This window comes from Alteromonas marina (assembly GCF_000808575.1).
Taxonomy (GTDB): domain Bacteria; phylum Pseudomonadota; class Gammaproteobacteria; order Enterobacterales; family Alteromonadaceae; genus Alteromonas; species Alteromonas marina_A.
Genome location: NZ_JWLW01000014.1, coordinates 100373 through 119285, shown reverse-complemented (window position 1 = coordinate 119285; position 18913 = coordinate 100373). Strand labels below are relative to the sequence as shown.

At 44.7% G+C, this 18913-nt stretch carries 23 protein-coding genes; 8 read left to right on the top strand and 15 right to left on the bottom strand.

The annotated features are described in order from the left end of the window. Positions 1–37: 37 nt before the first annotated feature. The 6 genes from RJ41_RS09255 to RJ41_RS09230 all read right to left on the bottom strand — a co-directional run bounded on the left by RJ41_RS09255 (position 38) and on the right by RJ41_RS09230 (position 4766). Positions 38–739 carry a hypothetical protein gene (locus tag RJ41_RS09255; RefSeq protein ID WP_039219679.1) on the bottom strand — a complete coding sequence of 234 codons (702 nt, stop codon included), beginning with the start codon at positions 737–739 and terminating at the stop codon, positions 38–40. Then, positions 736–1500, bottom strand: coding sequence for a hypothetical protein (locus RJ41_RS09250; protein WP_039219676.1), 765 nt, complete (start codon positions 1498–1500; stop codon positions 736–738). Before RJ41_RS09250 ends, RJ41_RS09255 begins: the two co-directional genes overlap by 4 nt. After that, positions 1490–1855: a cupredoxin domain-containing protein gene (locus tag RJ41_RS09245; protein ID WP_039219674.1), complete on the bottom strand. Its 366-nt coding sequence runs from the start codon at positions 1853–1855 to the stop codon at positions 1490–1492. Before RJ41_RS09245 ends, RJ41_RS09250 begins: the two co-directional genes overlap by 11 nt. Further along, positions 1839–3128, bottom strand: coding sequence for a sensor histidine kinase (locus RJ41_RS09240; protein WP_039219671.1), 1290 nt, complete (start codon positions 3126–3128; stop codon positions 1839–1841). Before RJ41_RS09240 ends, RJ41_RS09245 begins: the two co-directional genes overlap by 17 nt. A 1-nt stretch (position 3129) precedes the next feature. Next, on the bottom strand, positions 3130–3795 hold the full coding sequence (locus tag RJ41_RS09235) for a response regulator (RefSeq protein WP_039219669.1): 666 nt from the start codon (positions 3793–3795) through the stop codon (positions 3130–3132). A 74-nt stretch (positions 3796–3869) separates the two neighbouring features. Beyond that, positions 3870–4766, bottom strand: a complete 897-nt coding sequence (locus RJ41_RS09230) for a hypothetical protein (RefSeq protein WP_039219667.1) — start codon at positions 4764–4766, stop codon at positions 3870–3872. A 272-nt stretch (positions 4767–5038) separates the two neighbouring features. Here RJ41_RS09230 and rplM point away from each other — a divergent pair, with 272 nt between their 5' ends. From rplM to RJ41_RS09195, 7 genes are all read left to right on the top strand, one after another. After that, positions 5039–5467 carry a 50S ribosomal protein L13 gene (rplM, locus tag RJ41_RS09225; RefSeq protein ID WP_014948329.1) on the top strand — a complete coding sequence of 143 codons (429 nt, stop codon included), beginning with the start codon at positions 5039–5041 and terminating at the stop codon, positions 5465–5467. Positions 5468–5479: 12 nt separating this feature from the next. Further along, positions 5480–5872, top strand: coding sequence for a 30S ribosomal protein S9 (gene rpsI, locus RJ41_RS09220; protein ID WP_014948330.1), 393 nt, complete (start codon positions 5480–5482; stop codon positions 5870–5872). Between the two features lie 437 nt (positions 5873–6309). Then, complete coding sequence (gene petA, locus RJ41_RS09215) at positions 6310–6942, top strand: ubiquinol-cytochrome c reductase iron-sulfur subunit (RefSeq protein ID WP_014948331.1); 633 nt, start codon at positions 6310–6312, stop codon at positions 6940–6942. A 1-nt stretch (position 6943) separates the two neighbouring features. After that, positions 6944–8209 (top strand): cytochrome b, encoded by a 1266-nt coding sequence (locus tag RJ41_RS09210; RefSeq protein WP_039219662.1) that lies wholly within the window; start codon positions 6944–6946, stop codon positions 8207–8209. Then, positions 8206–8940 (top strand): cytochrome c1, encoded by a 735-nt coding sequence (locus RJ41_RS09205; RefSeq protein WP_014948333.1) that lies wholly within the window; start codon positions 8206–8208, stop codon positions 8938–8940. Before RJ41_RS09210 ends, RJ41_RS09205 begins: the two co-directional genes overlap by 4 nt. A 167-nt stretch (positions 8941–9107) precedes the next feature. Beyond that, complete coding sequence (gene sspA / locus RJ41_RS09200) at positions 9108–9740, top strand: stringent starvation protein SspA (protein ID WP_012517332.1); 633 nt, start codon at positions 9108–9110, stop codon at positions 9738–9740. Then, positions 9737–10210: a ClpXP protease specificity-enhancing factor gene (locus RJ41_RS09195; protein ID WP_014948334.1), complete on the top strand. Its 474-nt coding sequence runs from the start codon at positions 9737–9739 to the stop codon at positions 10208–10210. Before sspA ends, RJ41_RS09195 begins: the two co-directional genes overlap by 4 nt. Positions 10211–10417: 207 nt before the next feature. Here the strand turns inward: RJ41_RS09195 and RJ41_RS09190 are convergent, their stop codons facing one another. Then, positions 10418–11266: a spondin domain-containing protein gene (locus RJ41_RS09190; RefSeq protein WP_039219659.1), complete on the bottom strand. Its 849-nt coding sequence runs from the start codon at positions 11264–11266 to the stop codon at positions 10418–10420. A 12-nt stretch (positions 11267–11278) separates the two neighbouring features. Then, positions 11279–12094 (bottom strand): spondin domain-containing protein, encoded by an 816-nt coding sequence (locus tag RJ41_RS09185; RefSeq protein ID WP_039219657.1) that lies wholly within the window; start codon positions 12092–12094, stop codon positions 11279–11281. Between the two features lie 222 nt (positions 12095–12316). Between RJ41_RS09185 and RJ41_RS09180 the strand changes: the two genes are divergently transcribed. Then, entirely contained in the window at positions 12317–13069 is a 753-nt protein-coding gene (locus RJ41_RS09180; RefSeq protein ID WP_039219654.1) for a response regulator transcription factor, read from the top strand. A gap of 51 nt (positions 13070–13120) precedes the next feature. Here RJ41_RS09180 and mgtE read toward each other — a convergent pair whose 3' ends face one another. The 7 genes from mgtE to lptB all read right to left on the bottom strand — a co-directional run bounded on the left by mgtE (position 13121) and on the right by lptB (position 18911). Beyond that, positions 13121–14479 carry a magnesium transporter gene (mgtE, locus tag RJ41_RS09175; protein WP_039219653.1) on the bottom strand — a complete coding sequence of 453 codons (1359 nt, stop codon included), beginning with the start codon at positions 14477–14479 and terminating at the stop codon, positions 13121–13123. A 174-nt stretch (positions 14480–14653) separates the two neighbouring features. After that, positions 14654–14926, bottom strand: coding sequence for an HPr family phosphocarrier protein (locus tag RJ41_RS09170; RefSeq protein WP_014948339.1), 273 nt, complete (start codon positions 14924–14926; stop codon positions 14654–14656). Beyond that, on the bottom strand, positions 14926–15771 hold the full coding sequence (rapZ, locus tag RJ41_RS09165) for an RNase adapter RapZ (RefSeq protein WP_039219650.1): 846 nt from the start codon (positions 15769–15771) through the stop codon (positions 14926–14928). The genes RJ41_RS09170 and rapZ overlap by 1 nt, the downstream gene beginning before the upstream one ends. 84 nt (positions 15772–15855) lie before the next feature. Continuing rightward, complete coding sequence (gene ptsN / locus RJ41_RS09160) at positions 15856–16299, bottom strand: PTS IIA-like nitrogen regulatory protein PtsN (protein ID WP_039219648.1); 444 nt, start codon at positions 16297–16299, stop codon at positions 15856–15858. A 13-nt stretch (positions 16300–16312) separates the two neighbouring features. Next, positions 16313–16600, bottom strand: coding sequence for a ribosome hibernation promoting factor (gene hpf, locus RJ41_RS09155; RefSeq protein WP_012517338.1), 288 nt, complete (start codon positions 16598–16600; stop codon positions 16313–16315). Positions 16601–16630: 30 nt separating this feature from the next. Beyond that, a complete protein-coding gene (locus RJ41_RS09150; protein ID WP_039219641.1) occupies positions 16631–18112 on the bottom strand; it encodes an RNA polymerase factor sigma-54 in 1482 nt (493 codons plus the stop codon). Between the two features lie 73 nt (positions 18113–18185). Next, the gene (gene lptB, locus RJ41_RS09145; protein WP_014948343.1) at positions 18186–18911 is read right to left on the bottom strand and encodes an LPS export ABC transporter ATP-binding protein; all 726 of its coding nucleotides are present in this window, start codon (positions 18909–18911) and stop codon (positions 18186–18188) included. Positions 18912–18913 lie beyond the last annotated feature (2 nt).

Here is an 18913-nt window from a genome sequence, read left to right as displayed (position 1 = left end):
GGAAAGCTTAAGTTAGGCGCTAAAGTGCAAACTTGCATTAAAATTCGTATTCCAACGACATTCGAAGTGTGTGATCTTTACTGTCACCATTTAGTCCGGCAATAAAGCCCAGTTCCCATTTTAACTGTTTCTGTCGGTCAAAGCGTTTTATACCCATGAATGCTGGACCAACCCCGATAAAGTCCTCTGCTACATACACTTCCAATCCAGGTTGTACTTCAGGGATCCAGCGATACCTAAACTTGGCTTTAAATTCGCTTTCCCATTCATTCTCAACAGTTTGACCCCACTCGTACACCAAGCTAACGTTAGTTGTTAAACTGAATTGGCCAAATTCTTTTTCTGTTAATATCCCCGCTTTAACTTCCCAGTCATCGGTATTGTGCTGCTTTTCCAGCTCAAACAGCGTTGCCCAGTCAGCCCAGTATCGCCCTTGTTCAGTCATCATCCAGCGTAACTCTACTTCGTAGCTTTCTAAGCCAAAATCTTCATTTTCGTCCCGCGCACCGACAAGGTATGTCTCGAGGATCATAAATTCTGAAAGTGCATGGCCGAATGAGAAGCGTTGCATTAAAACATTGCCATCGTCATTTTGTCTTGAGGTAAGTCGCCACTCAAACTCACGTTCAAAGGGTAATACATAAGGGTGATAAACCTTATCTACGGTAAAATTATCTGCATAACCGTTACTTGAAAACACGGCGCATAATGCGATAGCAGTAAGGAGAAAACCTCTCACTGTGCGACCTCCTGAATTTCATCAGAGAATCTCTTTTTTGAAGAAAAGAAAGCAATTAAATTAGGCACGATAAGTGCGAAGCAAAACACCAATAAATAGCTCGTCGAGGGCGTAGCCTCATAGCCAACGAGAGAATTCAGAAGATGACCATATTCGCTATTGTCGCTAATTATTGTGCTGCTATCCCATAGCTGCCTTGGCGATGGGAAGGTGTCAGTTTGTTCCAATAGTAATGCGATATTAGCGGTTTGAGCTGCCACAAATGTGGTTGCAAAAAAGTATGTTGCTCGCTTGCTAACAAAATGAGTGAGCAAAATATTAAGTAGAATCGCGATGCTAATACTTATACCCAGACCAATGATAGTGCCCAAGAGTAATAACGTACTATCACTATTACGTGATAACTCGGAAACAAAATAAACTAAAAAGTGCAGCGAATTGGGTAAGCCAATACCTATTACTAGTAGGGTGAGGCCTAGACTGAACCAATTTGAGATACGTGACGGCAAAAGGACAACAAGGCACATACCCAACCACGCAATAAAAAACAGAATTGATTTGAGATACTCAAATCCGGCACCTTCTGATAGCTGCGATACCAGTCCTAGCTGGGGGTAGGTAAATACAGCGAGCAATACCAGCAGCAACACCCGCCACGCAACGGCAAGCGTAGATACACGCGGCAGCACCAGCAATACACTAATGAGCAGGAATATGGGCAAGGTATCACGCAAGAAGAGAACGACAGTATTAATTAGCATCCAGCGTGTCCTCTTTGTTTTTAACTATTACCTTTCCTACTGCGCTATTAGGGTGAAACTCGCCGAAAAAAGGATACTCACCGGCTTTTAATGGGCCAATAAAAATGGTTCCTCGACTTTTCGCAAATATCACTTTTTCCCTGTTCAAAGAAAAGCTATCTATTTCTTCGGGGGTATCATCGAAATTAACAAAGGTTAGTTTTACTTTTTGCCCTGCAGGCACAATCACTTCCTGAGGAAAGAATAAGTGCTCTTTAATTTCCACCACCACTTCAGGTAAGGCGAACGCAAGGGGCGTATAAAAAGCACAAAGGGCTGAAAAGCAGAATAAAGAAATCTTAGAGTATGTAGTCATTGGAAAATGCCACCCTAACTTCTAATCCCCCGAGCGAACTTTCATCTAAAGAGAGCTCAGCCCCGTGTAATACAACGATTTGTTCTACAATGGCTAGCCCCAAGCCGCTTCCCGAATGAGGCGAGCTGTTAGATGCTCTTTTGAACCGGTTTAGCACGACAGCGCGCTGGTCAGCAGGGATGCCTGGCCCAGAATCACAGACGCTTAAAGCTAGTTCGTTTTTCCGTCGTTCAATCCTAATTATTATTTGTGCACCGCTAGGAGAGTATTTACTTGCATTGCTCACTAAGTTCTGAAGCAAGGTGTAAAGGACAAATTGAGAACTTAGCAACCAGGCCTCTTCTCCTTCCAGTGCTATTTCTTGGTTTTTATTTTCTATAGCGCCGTATAGGTCACTAATTACCTCTTGCGAGACCACATGCACATTTACAGGTTCTCGCTGTTCTGCAAACGTTTCTGGACTGGTGCGAGTAAGCAAAAGGAATTGGTTTACCGCGTGGATCATTCTGTCAGTGTCTGCTTTGAGGGGAGCCAATACGTGGCCTTTTTCACCTAACTCGTTCGCTATATTGTGAATGTTTATTTTCATCACGCTGAGCGGAGTTCTAAGCTCATGCGCCGCATTGGATGCGAATTGCTGCTCTCGTTCGAACGCTGAATTCAGTCGCGTGAACATGGTGTTTAACGTAGTAACAACAGGGCTAAGTTCACTGGGCTCACGGGATAACGCAATGGTAGAAAAATCATTACCCTGGCGGCTGGCAAGGAGTTTTGATAGGTGTTTTAACGGCGATAGTCCCCAAGTAATGCCAAAAAAGAGAATGAGTGCAAGAATAGGCACACTAATTATAAAAGGGGTGATGGCGGCTACAGTTAGCGAGTCAGTTAAAGTGAAGCGACTACTTACGGGTTGAGCCACCATATACCAGCTATCATTATTCGGGTTAAACCGGGTATGTACCCGCCAACGTGTGCCCAGTGCGTTTACTTCAGAAAAGCCCTCGGAAAAGCTGGTTAACGGCGTGCTTAGCGCGTCAGTAGATGAGCTGGCCAGCTTACCTTGTTTCCATACCTGGAAGAAAAGTGTCTGTTGCTGTGTGCGGGTGCCGCTATCTACGTAAGAGATTGCGCGGGATAGCTCAACTAACTCGTTATCTAACAAGGTATTCGATATACCCAGCGTTGCGCGGTAGCCTTTAAGTGCTGCACTAAATATCACTAAAACAAGCGCGCTGATCAGTGTAAGAATTAGAAAGCGGCGAATTGAAGACAATTCACTCCCCCGATTTTGAAATGCAATAACCGACGCCTCTAATAGTCTTAATAAACTCAGGAGGCATTTTCTTACGCAAATTACTCACGTGTACTTCTATCGTGTTGCTTGCCACTTCCTCTCCCCACTCATAAAGTTTATTCTCTAGCTGATCTTTACTCAGTATGCGCCCTGCGTTTTCAATAAGCGCTTTTACTAGCATGAGTTCACGTCGAGGTAAGTGAACGTTTTGATTGTCGATAGTAAGCGTATGATGGGCAGTATCAAGGCTGACATTCTTAACACTCACAATGGTGTGAGATGCTGTGCTCAGACGACGCTCAAGTACTCTAATCCTAGCTAACAGTTCTTCTATTTCAAACGGTTTTGGTAAGTAGTCGTCGGCGCCTGCATCTAAGCCAGAGATTTTGTCTAGCGTTTTATCCCGTGCAGTTAGTATCAACACAGGAAGCGTTGCGTTTTTCTTTCGAATAGATTTTAGTACGTCGAGGCCATCTGTGTCAGGTAAACCCAAGTCAAGAATGACGATGTCACTTTGGCCCGCTCGAAGCGTTGCAAGGGCATCTGCGCCTGAATAAACACAGTCTACCGTGAAGTTGGCATTCTTTAGTGAAAGGGCGAGGGCGTCAGACAACGGCCTATCGTCCTCTACGAGCAGTACACGCATAAAAAACTCATTGATAAAAAACAAATCAAAACACTAAACGAGAGACCTTAAGAAAACCTTAAGTGTTTAGTGTTTTACTCTGACATCTCTTTTTCGAGCGCGCGTATTGCTAAATCTTTGTATTTATCCCACCGCGCGTAATCTAGTTTATAAGGTATTGTTGGGTTGCCGAGTTCGTGAATTTTTCTACTTTCAGCATCGGCAAGCATTTCTGCTTTTCTGTGCCCTTCGAAGCTATCGAAGATACGTTCGAGTTCTCCACCGTCTAGAATTCTGATAAGACCTAATCTCAATCTATTCGCGAGGGCAGGGTTATCTGGGCTAACAAAAAAGTACTCATAGTTGGGGTATTTTAATAGGTGGAACTGCTCTAAAGAGATATGCTTATCTTTATGGCGTTCTAAATCGAGGTGTACTTCTATGATATTTCTGGGGAAAGCGTCAACTAGCCCCTTATCTACCATAGAGTACATAGAATGGAACCAAAGGCTCCAATCTTCACCACTTACGTTATAGCCATTTGCTTTAAGTACACTTAAATCTGGCCAGTCTGCGCCTTGAACCATGGTTGATTGCTTTAATGCTTCGCCGGTTTGTTGGGCAAAACTGGACTGCTCAGAAGGGTTAATCACCAATACGCGATAACCTGAATAACCTTTCAGCAGTGGTAACTTAACGGGCAGAAGACGCTGCTCTCGGTTACTGTTGGTGACACTCCACATTACATCCGCATCGCCTTTTAGCAAAGTAACAAGCTGACGACTCTGACTCATAGGATGGGGGTGAGGGGTTAAAGCAACATCACCGTATTCTGGTGTTGCTGCGATAACTGCACTGAGCACAGCTACATGATAATTGCCATAATCACCATCGGCAAACGCACGTGTATATACTAACTCCTCAGCATTTACACTGGCTATAAATAGCGTGTGTAGCATCATCATTGAAGCTACGAAGCGAGACATTTTCATTTTGTTTTTATAGCGGTTCCAAATATAACGTTTTGACGTTACCTCAAATCGGTTTCTATGTCATCGGCAGATGATGGAATTTTATCCATATTTTTTGTTATTAGGGGTTCGCATTTCCTTCAATTCCTGTATAATTCGCGCCCTGCCCAGTTACGCCCACCTTTGGGAAGGTGGAAGAATCAGCCGGCTCGAAGGGGTCATTGTGTTGATTTTAAGGTGATTTCTGGTGTTCAGAAATCAGTAACGACGATATTATTCGGGTGAATTTGAAAATGAAAACTTTTGTTGCTAAGCCAGAAACGGTACAACGTGACTGGTATGTGGTAGACGCCACAGACAAAACTCTAGGCCGTTTGGCTTCTGAAATCGCACTACGCCTTCGTGGTAAGCACAAGCCAGAGTACACACCTCACGTGGACACTGGTGATTACATCGTAGTAATCAATGCTGAGAAAGTTGCGGTAACAGGCCGTAAAGCGCAAGACAAAATGTACTATGCGCACTCTGGTTACCCAGGTGGTCTTAAAGAGACAAACTTTGAAAAACTAATTGCTCACAAGCCAGAAATGGTTATTGAAAAAGCAGTTAAAGGCATGTTGCCAAAAGGCCCTCTAGGTCGCGCAATGTTCCGTAAAATGAAAGTTTACGCAGGTGCAGAGCACAAGCACACCGCACAGCAACCACAAGTTTTGGACATTTAAGGAGCTATTAACATGGCAGATACTCAATACTACGGCACAGGCCGCCGCAAAAGTTCTACTGCTCGTGTGTTCCTACGTCCAGGCACAGGTAGCATTAAAGTAAACCAACGCGCTCTTGACGAGTACTTTGGTCGTGAAACAGAGTGCATGGTTGTTCGTCAGCCACTTGAACTTGTTGAAATGACTGAAAAGTTTGACGTATACATCACTGTTAAAGGCGGTGGTTCTAACGGTCAAGCGGGTGCAATCCGTCACGGTCTTACTCGTGCTCTTATGGAGTATGATGAAGCACTACGTCCAGCACTTCGTAAAGCTGGCTTCGTTACTCGTGACGCACGTCGCGTTGAACGTAAGAAAGTTGGTCTACACAAAGCGCGTAAGCGTCCACAATTCTCAAAGCGTTAATTTTTACGTTTTTTGTATTGCAAAAAACCCGGCTTATGCCGGGTTTTTTATTGCTTTTTTTCTATTACAAGTTGCCTGCGTCCCACATTCAGTAAAGTCTTCAAGCCTCTACAATTCATAACAAAGGTTTAATTTGCTGGTGTTATCTTACCAAATATTCTTCAAAACCTTGATTTTAGGCCTTTCCCTCACTACACCTAAACACACCTTTTGAATTAAATTGTCGCTTAAATATCAGTAAAACCTTGTGTTTATAAGGGCTTTTCTTTTATCATTTGCGGTCGAAAATTTTGAAAACTTTCGTGACTTCGTAAATCAGTAAATTTTTGCTGTTACGTCGCTGTCATGACAAGCCATATGATGCATGACGCAAGCGTGATAAAACCAGTATAAGCTTGGGTTACACATCATAATTATCCAAACCTGGAGAAATGTGGATGAGCAATGTATCTGTAGATGCAACAGAGTCTGCACACAATGAAAACCAGCCAGAAAACAACACTCGTCGTCGGTTCTTGACCGTTGCCACGTCGGTAGTTGGTGGTGTAGGTGTCGTTGGTGCTGCTGTGCCTTTTATTGCGTCCTGGAATCCGAGCGCCAAAGCGAAAGCCGCTGGTGCTGACGTTGAAGTAGATATCAGCGGGATTGAACCTGGACAATTAGTACGTGTAATGTGGCGAAGCAAGCCTGTATGGATTGTACGTCGTACGCCTGAAATTCTTGAAGAACTAGGCGCGCACGAAGATAAGCTGAAAGATCCTAACTCTGAAGCTGAGCAGCAGCCTGCCTTTGCTCAAAACCGTTTCCGTTCAATGAAGGAAGAGTACCTTATCCTTGTTGGTATCTGTACTCACCTGGGTTGTTCTCCACAGCATCTTAAAGACGGTGCATTTGAAGAAGTGGTTGAAGGCGTTCCAGATGGATTCTTCTGCCCGTGCCACGGTTCGAAATTCGACATGGCTGGACGTGTATTCCAAAACGTTCCTGCACCGTTGAACCTGGTCGTACCGCCATATCAATTCGTTGATGACAATAACATCATCATCGGTTCAGAAGCGGAGGCCGTGTAATATGAATGCTTTCCTAGGTTGGATTGAAGAGCGCATCCCAATGATGCGCGTTGCGAATATGCACGCTCTTCAATATCCTGCTCCAAAGAACATGAACTTCTGGTATGTGTTCGGTTTTCTAGCAACTATCGTTTTGGTGAACCAGATTGTTACTGGTATTTGGTTGACCATGAACTTCGTTCCATCTTCAGAAGGCGCATTTGCTTCTGTTGAATACATCATGCGTGAGATCGACTACGGTTGGATCATTCGTTACATGCACAGTACTGGCGCATCAGCGTTCTTTATTGTGGTATATCTACACATGTTCCGTGGCATGATTTACGGCTCTTACCAGAAGCCTCGTGAGCTTCTATGGGTGTTTGGTATGTTTATTTACCTAGCGCTTATGGCAGAAGCTTTCATGGGTTACGTTCTACCTTGGGGACAAATGTCTTACTGGGGGGCGCAGGTAATCGTATCACTATTTGGTGCTATTCCTGTTGTTGGTCCTGACCTTGTTATTTGGCTACAAGGTGACTATGTTATCTCTGGCGCAACACTAAACCGCTTCTTCGCATTACACGTTATTGCGTTGCCGTTGGTTATCGTTATTCTTGTGTTCCTTCACATTATTGCACTTCACGAAGTGGGTTCTAACAACCCTGATGGTATCGCTATCAAGCACAAGAAAGGTTCACTACCTGAGTCTGAAAAGACGAAGTATGAAATTCATGAATACTACACAAGCAAGTACGACATTGCTGATGACGTATTGCCGTTCTTCCCACACATCGTACTTAAAGACCTTGTGGCGTTCTGTGTATTCTTAGCATTGTTCACTTACGTGCTGTTCTTTGCCCCTGAAATGGGCGGTAAATTCCTAGAGCACCCTAACTTTGAAATTGCTAACCCACTTAAAACACCTGAGCATATCTTCCCTGTTTGGTACTTCACACCGTTCTACGCTGTACTAAAAGCGGTTCCTGATAAGCTATTCGGTGTATTAGCGATGTTCGGTGCAATTGCTGCGCTATTTGCTCTGCCTTGGTTAGACCGTGGTCGTGTTAAGTCATGGCGCTATCGTTGTGGCCTACACAAAGTAAACCTTATCGTGTTTGCAATTGTGTTTATCTTCCTAGGTTACCTAGGTGGTACACCGCAAGAAAACTGGAAAATCATTGCGTCGCAAGTTGCAACGGTAATGTACTTCGGTTTCTTCCTAGCACTGTTCTTGTACAGCAAAAACGAAAACACTAAACCTGTGCCAGAGAGGATTTCTAAATGAAAAAAATGATGTGCTTTTTAGCCTTCTTCCTACCTGGCGTAGCGCTTGCGGCAGGCGGGAACGTACACCTAGATAAAGCCCCTATCGATTTAACCGATAAGGCGTCTTTACAACGCGGTGCACAATTGTTCATGAACTACTGCTTAGGCTGTCACTCAATGAAGTATCAGCGCTATCAGCGTTCATTCCAAGACTTGGGTATTCCTGACGAACTAGGTCAAGAATACCTGCAGTTCACGGGTGAAAAAGTGTCTGACTACATCACTCGTGCAATGCCTGAAGAGGCGGCTGCTGGCTGGTTTGGTGCTGCTCCACCAGACTTAACGCTAGTGGCTCGTGTTCGTGGCGAAGACTGGATTTACACTTACCTGCGCTCTTTCTATGTTGACGAAAGCCGCCCATTTGGTGTGAACAACACAGTATTCCCTGAAGTAGGTATGCCACACGTACTTCAACCACTTCAAGGTACGCCAACACGTACTTATGAAGAGCAAATGGTTGATGGCGAAATGGTTAAGCGTTATGTAGGCATTAAGTCAGATGGTACTGGCGCAATGTCTCCTGACGAGTACGACCAAGCTGTTGCCGATATCGTGAATTTCCTAGAGTACACAGGTGAGCCTTCTAAACTTGAATCTCACAAAATCGGTAAGTGGGTACTTATCTTTATCGCAGTATTGTTTGTATTTGTTTACTTACTGAAGAAAGAATACTGGCGAGAAGTGCACTAATCGCACAGATTTATGTATAATATGAAAAGGGGGCTTCTCGCCCCCTTTTTTGGTATTTACTCGTGCTATCTGAAAATCCTAGTAAATAGGGTCTTCAGGTAGCACGAGTTAACGTAATAAGCTTACCGTTTGTAAGCGTAAACTTGTTTCTCGACGGAGGAAATTGAATGGCCGTAGCCGCGAATAAACGTTCTATTATGACGTTGTTCTCTGACACAATTGATATTTATAGCCACCAGGTGCGTATTGTGTTGGCAGAAAAAGGTGTGGGTGTTGAAATCAGCTACACAGATCCTAGCAACTTGTCTGAAGATCTGTTGGAGCTTAACCCTTACGGTACTGTTCCAACTCTAGTTGATCGCGAGCTTGTACTTTACAAGTCGCACATCATCATGGAATACCTTGATGAGCGTTTCCCTCATCCACCACTTATGCCGGTTTACCCAGTATCACGTGGTCAGAGCCGCCTTATGATGCACCGCATCGAGCAAGACTGGTACTCGCTTGCTGCCCGTATTTTCCGTGGCGAAGGTGATGTAGAAGCAGCACGTAATGAGCTGCGTGAAGCTTTGCTATCTCTTGCGCCTGTATTTGGTGAAATGCCTTACTTTATGAGCGAAGAGTTCAGCTTAGTTGATTGCTACCTTGCTCCGCTATTATGGCGTTTACCTGCACTAGGTATTGAACTAAACGGTGCTGGCAGCAAAGAAATTAACGCTTACATGAACCGTATTTTCTCTCGTAGTTCATTTAAAGCGTCTTTGACTGACCAAGAGCGTGAGATCCACAACCCGCTATGACATCTATGACGTCAAACCAGCCCTATTTGCTTAGGGCTTTTTATGAGTGGATTGTTGATAACGACTTAACGCCGTACATTGTGGTAGATGCAACCAACGAGTTGGTTGAAGTGCCGCAGGAATTCGTTAAAGACGGCCAGATCGTTTTAAACGTATCACCTAGTGCGTGTGTTAACTTTTCTCTTGATTTAGATGGCTTATCGTTTCAAGCGCGCTTCTCTGGGCAACCTAGAAGATTAAGTATGCCTTGTGAAGCGGTAATGGCTATTTACGCAAGAGAAAATGGTGCAGGTACAGTATTCGCCACTGAAGAAGATGTGGCTCGTGCGCAGCAAGAGCGTCCAGAAACATCTGAAGATGTTTCTCAACCTAGCGGCCCGACGTCGCTGGAAGATGCTGATGCAAGCGACGTGAAAGACGCACCTGTTCCACCTAAAAAGGGTAAGCCTACCCTTAAAGTTATTAAGTAGCTTATTAATTAGCTTATTAAGTAACTTATTAAATAGCTTATCAAATAACGTATTAGCCTGGTTTTGTGAAGTTTATCTACTCAGCAAAGCCAGCGCCTATCTTTCTTATTCCCGTTAAGTTTTATCTCCGTTTCCCCTTCGCACAAAAGTAAAAACACCCCATTACCTGTGTAATAGGGCGCTTTCACGTGTACTGCGTTCGACCATTTAACGGGTTCGGGTTATCACCACGCGGCTCGTTGGGAAATCAAAGCGATGGGCCTCGGTTAGTACCGATGTGGATAGACCCTCACGGCTTGGATCGTCAGCGTTTGCACTAGTGACTACACCTTGGTGAAGTCTTACTGCATCGGCAAGATCACCCCTTACCACATCATAGCCCGCAGCTTCTCCGCCGCCACCCGCTGCACTAGCGGCAGGGCCTGGCATAGTAGCAGCTGTTTCTGTATTTGCTTCTGTACCCGCATCCCAAGTCACTGTCATGAACGTTTTTATATCACCAACCGCCATGTTGCTTACATTCGCAGCGTTTAAGCCGGTGAATGCGTCGTTGGTGTTGACCAGCATGGTCGTTACCGTAAGGCGAAGGTCGTCAGAATCGAGTTCTGGAACTACAAGAGTTAGTTCTGCGCCCATTGAGCGAGGACCCAATATGCCCCCAGAGTTTTGCGCATCCAAAAAGTCCGTGGAGTCCATGGCTTCAGTAATGACCATAGACGGGTCACCGCCTTCAGCCATTATTTCAATGCCCATGCTGGCTGGCTCGCCTTCATTAAATGAATGGAAGCCTGACTCATGCAATATGACAGCGGCAGGTGAAAAGGGTTGAGAGTAGGTTAAGTTGGTAATTTGTACGGTATAAACCGCAGAATTACCGTTAATACCGTCTTGTCCGTCCGAACCGTCTTGACCATCCGTACCATCTTGTCCGTCAGTACCTGCTTCCCCCTGCGGACCAGCTGGTCCTTGAGGGCCTGTATCACCATCGTCGCCGCAGGCAGCAAGAAGCGCTGAAAGCATCAATAATGTACTGAGTTTAATTATTGGATTATTCATCGTATTGGCTCCTTAAGATGCAGGAACAGTAATAACTATACGTGCTACTGGGTTCAACCAACGGTGTACGGTAGAGTCCAGATCACTTGCACCAGCGGCGCTATCAGTATCACCAAGCGCATTGCGGTGGATGTGTACTGGGCCATCTTCACCATCTTCAATTTCGCCATTAACGATTTGTGCACCCACACCCGTGCCACCTGTACCCAAATCAACAATACGAGTTGGAGCGCCGCCACCGGCAACACCCGGTACGCCATATCCACCCAGCGTATTTCCAGTTCCAGCTTCAACAACATCTGTACGGGCACTATTTAGTTCATCGTTAAGCTCAGTACCGGCATCGTATGCATTAAGGTAATAAGTGTAGGTACCCGGCTCGGTTGGAATTTCAATACTGTCCATACCAACAAAAGCGTCGTTAGTAGGTATTAGCATGGAAAGTAGCGAAAGATATGGCTTGTCCATAGTATCGAAGGGATAGCTTAACGTAGCTTTCGGCGCGAGAAGTCCGCCAAAACGGTGCCACGTATTTGAACCATTGTCGGTATCAACAGGGCCGAGTAACGCTTCAAAGTTTGCGCCGCTTGAATCAGCATTTTGTTCGTCGTCAATAACACCCGCTTCAGCTAACCACGCTAGAGCTGATGACGCAGGTTGCCCAACTTCAAAGGCATCGACGGTGTCATCGTGAGCTATGACTAAGCGCGGCGTAAAACTCTGCGCCTGAGTCAGGTTGGTAATTTCAATGTCTAAAGTGACAGCTTGGCTTACTGATACTGCTGCTAGCGACAAAAGCGTTGCGCTAGCAAGTTTAGTGAATTTCATTTTATTGTCCTTATTTATGGCTTAAATCGTATAAAAATTTAGGGCAGTAAAATGTCCAATTCATCACAGAACTTTCACAAAACGCACACAGATTCGTCTCAATAAATAACAATGCTGTTATAAATTCTGAATTTATATTTTTTATAAAAAAATTGTAATCACTGTGAAAGAAAACCACGAACGCACTGGTCTTGTTTTTTATTGGCGAATTAGGAGCGAGATATGATCCTTATCATCTACAGTGGAAATATGTTTCAACAGAACATATCGCAATGCTTAAGTAAGCATAGCTTTCTTTACGACGCAGTTTCTAATTTTCAATCCGCAGAGTCTTTGCTTAAGGCGCAACATTATTCGCTTATTATTGTTGAGTCGCATAGAGATATTATCTGCCTTAATCGTATAAAAGGCCTTGTTGAGACGAACCCAGAAAGTTGGGTGATGGCGGTGGAAAGTGACGCGATGGCAGACGATGTGGCCGACGAAGAGGTAGATGAAGCAAACTACTATGAAGTAGGCGTAGATGATTATCTATCAGGGCCATTTGATGCACGCATGTTTACTGCCCGTATTCGCTCCCATATGCGTAGGAGTATGCCTAGCCAAGAACATGTAAGACCATCTCAAGGTAGTGAAGAGCGCATCGAAATAGGACCCCTTAAAGTCGACCAGCGATTTCATAGCGTAACCTTAAATGGCCAAGTGCTAACGCTAACGGCTAGGGAGTTTGCGCTACTGGATTATTTTTGTCGTCATCCAAACCAAGTTTTTTCTCGCAATCAATTGCTCAGTGAGGTGTGGGGCTATAACCACGAAGGCTACGAGCACACGGTGAATACCCATATAAATCGGTTACGCACTAAGCTTGATAAAATCAACAGTATTGAAAATGGTGGACAGCTAGTAGAAACCGTCTGGGGTGTGGGTTACAAGCTGAACGTCAATGGATACATAGCGAAAGCGCTTATTGCATGAGTGTTGTTTAGCTCACCCATGCCCTATCAGGCATGAGAGTTCAAAATTAACTTAAATTAGAAACAGCGTCGCAGTACCTAAGAAAGCAAAAATACCCACTACATCGGTTATCGTAGTTAAGATAACACTGCCAGCTAGCGCAGGGTCTATCTTAAGACGCTTCATGATCATAGGTAAGGTTGCACCCGCTAAAGCAGCCGCAATCATGTTTACCATCATGGCAAAGGCAATAATTACGCCCAGCATGTAATCTTGTTTCCATAACGCAATGACAGAGGCAATAAGCACCGCCCAAATGGCACCGTTTAAAAAGCCGATGGATATTTCTTTACTGATAAGCCATCGTGAGTTACTGGCATTTACATGGCCTAGTGCCATACCGCGAATAACCAGGGTCAGCGTTTGGTTACCAGCCACGCCTCCCATACTCGGCACGATGGTATTTAAAATAGCTAACACAGCTAGTTGGCTGAGCGTTGCTTCAAATAAATCACTCACCATAGCAGCCATCAGCGCAGTGACCAAGTTAACGGCCAGCCACACGGAGCGGCGTTTAGTACTTTGCATAACCGGAGCAAAGGTATCTTCGTCGTCATCAAGACCCGCCATACTCATCATCGAGTGCTCGGCGTCTTCACGAATAATGTCAACCACGTCGTCAATGGTAATTCGCCCCACTAAGCGATGGTTTTCATCTACAACAGGTGCTGAAAGCCAATTGTATCGCTCGAACAGGCTTGCCACTTCATCGTCGGGCATATTCACAGGAATCGCTTCAGATTCCTCGTCCATAACGTCAGACACTCTATCGTCGGTATCTGCGGTGAGTAAACGGGTAACTGGAACAATACCAACAAGGTTGTCAGTTCGATTTACTACGTAAAAAGTATCCGTATTCTCTGGCAGCTCGCCTTTTAAACGGATATAGCGCAAAACCACGTCAATGGTCACATCAGGACGTAATGTGATGGTGTCGGTGTTCATGATGAAACCAGCGGTTTCTTCACCGTAAGACAGCGCTTGCTCCGCGCGCACGCGATCTTGTGCATCCATCGAATCTAGAATATCGGCCAGTACTGGCTCTGGAAGACTGCTTAGCGTCTCTGCTAAGTCATCGGTATCCATCTCTTCAAGTGCGTCAACCACATTAGCGGGAAGCATCTTTGTAATGATACCGTTTCGAACATCGTCAGAAAGTTCTTCTAAAATGTCGCCGTGAAAGTCACCATCAATGAGCTCCCATAATTCGTCACGGGTTCTGCTAGGGCTAGATTCAAGAATGTGGGCGACGTCTGAAGGTGGTAATTCAAGCAGAAGCTTACGTACAGATACGAATTGACCGTTGGTCAACGCAGCGTTGAGTGCGCGTAACTGAGTTTGTACGTATTTAGAAACAAGCGCTTCTGCCATAAGGCGTTATTCCTACAAGCTAAAAGATGAACAATGCAGGCCATAGAGCCTAAGTGGGCGTAGAATATCGCAATTATGATGAGTCTGTCATGATAATTGCGTAGGTTTTGCGCAGGATTTTAAGATAACTGCGCTAAGTGTTGATTAATTGGTCAATGGATTGGGCAAATAAGACTATTCGTCTTCGTTAAATCTTCCCTCAATAAGTTCTTCAATAGCTGCAAGTGCATCAACAGCATCACTGCCGTCCACAATTACATCTACCTGTTCACCTTGATGGCTTTCAAGCATCATTAATCCCAATACACTGCTTGCGTCTGCTTCCTTATCGCCTTTTTTTAAGATGATTTTAGCGTCGAATTGATTCGCCAGTTTAACCAGTTGGGTCGCCGCTCTTGCATGCAACCCTAACTTATTGACGATAGTTAGCGTTTTTTGAATAGTCATTACTGATTCAGCTCTCTATGGCGAATTTGAACATCAGGGTGTATTTCACTGAAGGTTTTCGACAGGGTCTGTGCGATATAAACCGAGCGGTGTTGGCCGCCAGTGCAGCCAATCGCTACGGTTACGTAACTTCTGTTATTGCGCTCTAAATGGGGAAGCCATGTGGTCATTAAGTTTTGAATCTGCCAAATAAACTTCGTAACTACGGGTTGCGAGCCCAAAAATACCTCCACCGGTGCGTCTAAACCGGTCAGATGTTTAAGATCGGGCTCCCAGTGGGGGTTAGGTAAAAAGCGGGCATCAAAAACGTAATCCGCATCTTTAGGAATACCGTGCTTAAAGCCAAACGACTCAAAAACAAGCACAAGGCGTGAGCTTTTCTTACCCAAGATACGCTCTCGAATTAACTCTGCCAGTTGGTGAATGGTAAGCTTATCTGTATCTAAATATAAATCTGCGCGTTCAGCAATAGGCGCAAGTAGAGCTGATTCGGCTTTGATGGCTTCTGAAAGCGATTTATTAAGCTTGGCGAGAGGGTGAAGACGACGTGTTTCGCTAAAACGCTTAACCAGTACATCATCGCTCGCGTCAATGTAAACGATAGTCATCGACCACGAAGAAGGTAAGTAATCTAGAATTTCGACCAAGTCGTCAGGGTTCTTAGGCAAATTGCGAACATCAATACTTACCGCTACCTGATCGTATTCGTCAACAACTGTATGGGTTAAGGTGGGAAGTAAGTTTACCGGGATATTATCAACACAGTAATAACCTAAATCTTCCAATGCGCGAAGTGCGACAGACTTACCAGAACCCGAACGACCACTGATAATGATCAGCTTCACCTAATTTCTCCCTAATACTCTGGTTTTATCGCATACTCGTTGTCGAATAACACGCCTAACTATCAATACTTAGGCGCACAACGATTAACTTAATGCAGTTAGAATATCGTCGCTCGTTGTTGCGCGACGTATTGCCTTAATCGTTTCTTTGTCGCTAAGTTTACCCGCCACGGTAGCCAGCGTTTGAAGGTGTCCTTCGGTTTGTTCCTCGGGAACAAGCAGTGCAAAAAAGATGTCTACAGGTTTTTCGTCAAGGGCGTCAAAGTCGATAGCTGGCGTGCTGGTTACAACAATGGCAATCACTTTCTCAAGGCCCGGCAGGCGTCCGTGGGGCAGAGCGATGCCATTACCAATGCCTGTACTACCCATACGTTCTCGAGCCATTAAGCTATTAAGTACCGTTGCCTGGTCAATGTTTTCGTTTTGCTTGGCAGCGATATCAGCGATGATCTCAAGAATTCGCTTTTTACTATTACACTGAACCGCACACTCGGTGCGGTCCAGACTTACGATGGCTTGTATATCCATGCTTAATTAACTACTAATGTTTTTTCAGTTTTTCCTTATGCTTGATTACCTGCCGGTCGAGTTTATCAACCATGCTGTCAATCGCCGCATACATGTCGGTATTTTCTGAGGATGCGAATACTTCAGCGCCACTTAAATGAACGGTCGCTTCGGCTTTTTGATTTAATTTTTCAACGTTCAGGATGACATGCACATTAGAAATGTGATCAAAGTGACGTTCAAGTTTGCTGAACTTCGTATCGACATAATTACGCAAAGAGTCGGTGATTTCGACATGATGACCAGTAAGGTTGATTTGCATATTTCGTCTTCCTTATATTATTAAGCCCGATTAAATAAGGCTTTTGCGTTGGTTCGACGGCGGGATCGACAACGATTCCCGGTACTTTGCTATTGTTCGCCGGGCAACTTTAATGCCTTGTTCGGCCAACAATGAAGCAATCTTGCTATCACTTAGCGGCTTACTAGGATTTTCCGCAGCCACTAATTTCTTGATCAATGCACGAATCGCTGTAGATGAACATTCACCACCAGACTCTGTTGCAACGTGGCTTGAGAAGAAATACTTCAATTCGAAGATTCCACGTGGCGTATGCATGTACTTTTGCGTTGTCACTCGCGAAATAGTGGATTCGTGCATATCTACCATTTCTGCGACATCATTTAGCACCATTGGTTTCATCATTTCCGGGCCGTGCTCAAAAAAGCCCATTTGCTGCTGCACAATGCAGTTTGCAACCTTCATTAAGGTTTCGTTACGAGATTCAAGGCTCTTTATGAACCACTTAGCCTCTTGCATGTGTGAGCGGATGAATTGTGAATCGCTACTATTCTTGGCACGGCGACTCATTGCAGCGTATTGTTGATTAACGCTTAATTTAGGCAGACTGTCGGGGTTCAGCTCAACCACCCAACGGCCATTTTTCTTGGTTACTGAGACATCAGGAATAACGTACTCAGGCTCTTTAGTAACTAAAGCACTACCTGGGCGAGGATTCAAGGTTTGCAGTAAACGCATTGCCTCGCGTAGCTGATCTTCTTTCAATCGGCTTTTACGCATAAGCGTACGATAGTCTTTGCTGCTCAGTAAGTCAGAGTACTCTTCAATCAGTTGCTTTGCTTCAGCAAGCCACGGTGTATCGTCTGAAAACTGACGTAACTGCACCATAAGGCATTCTTGAGGCGTTCGGGAACCTGAGCCAATGGGGTCAAACATCTGAATGCGTTTAAGTACGCACTCTATTTCGTCCATCTCTATTGGCTCTTCTAAGTCGTCGTCATTTACTGCTTCTAAAATATCCTCAAGGGTAACGGTTAGATAACCGGATTCGTCTATAGAGTCGATGATAGCAGTAGCAATTGCGCGGTCAGTGTCTGAAAAGTGAGTAAGGCGCATTTGCCAAAGAAGATGTTCTTGAATATCTTCAGTGGTTTCGCCTTGAAAGATTTGCTCGTCGTCATTAGACGGGCCTGGCGCTGGCGCAGATGAAGCTGAGTAATATTCATCCCACGTGCTATCGATAGGTAGCTCGTCGGGAAGGTCATTTTTCTCTAATGCATCACCCGCTTCTAACGTGTCACTAGACGCAGAAGCAGTGGCCTCAGAGCCGCTGTCATCGTTGTCGATATTGTTCTTTTCTAGCTGTGGCTCGTCATTGCCTTCTTCCACTTCCAATAGTGGATTTGAATCGAGTGCTTCTTGTATCTCTTGCTGGAGATCAAGCGTAGAAAGCTGCAGCAGTTTAATTGCCTGCTGAAGCTGTGGTGTCATGGTAAGTTGTTGGCTAAATTTTAGCTGTAAAGATGGTTTCATCTACGTCTTATTTAAATGCTCTAAATTAAATATACCAGAGCTAAACTGAAAAATGACAATTCGGTTACACTAACTATAGCCTGAATTGTTCGCCTAGGTATACATCCCTTACTTTTTGATTACTTAAAACCTGTTCCGCCGTTCCTTGCGCAATAAGCTCGCCATGACTCACAATGTACGCTTTCTCGCAAACATCCAATGTTTCGCGTACGTTATGGTCTGTGATAAGGATACCAATGCCCCTATCCCGAAGATGTTGTATTATCTTCTTTATATCATTAACTGATATTGGGTCAACACCAGCAAATGGTTCGTCTAACAAAATAAATTGTGGTTTTGCGGCCAAAGCGCGTGCAATTTCAACACGACGGCGCTCGCCCCCTGACAAACTCATCCCAGTACTATTACGTATATGGTTGATATTAAATTCATCAAGTAGGGCGTCAGCTTCTTCTTCTTGCTGCTGTGAATTTAAATCTTTACGGGTTTGTAAAATAGCCATGATATTTTCATGTACCGTAAGCTTTCTAAAAATTGATGCTTCCTGTGGAAGGTAGCCAATTCCGCGGCGTGCACGCTCGTGCATTGGTTGGTGAGTGAGTTCGTTGTCGTCAATCTCAATCTTGCCTTTATCTAGGTTTACCAAGCCGACAATCATATAAAATGTAGTGGTCTTACCAGCGCCATTAGGCCCAAGAAGGCCGACTATTTGACCCGTTGAGACAGAAAGACTCACATCGCGAACAACCTGTCGTGACTTGTAGGCTTTAGCAAGGTTTTTAGCACTCAAAGTAGCCATTG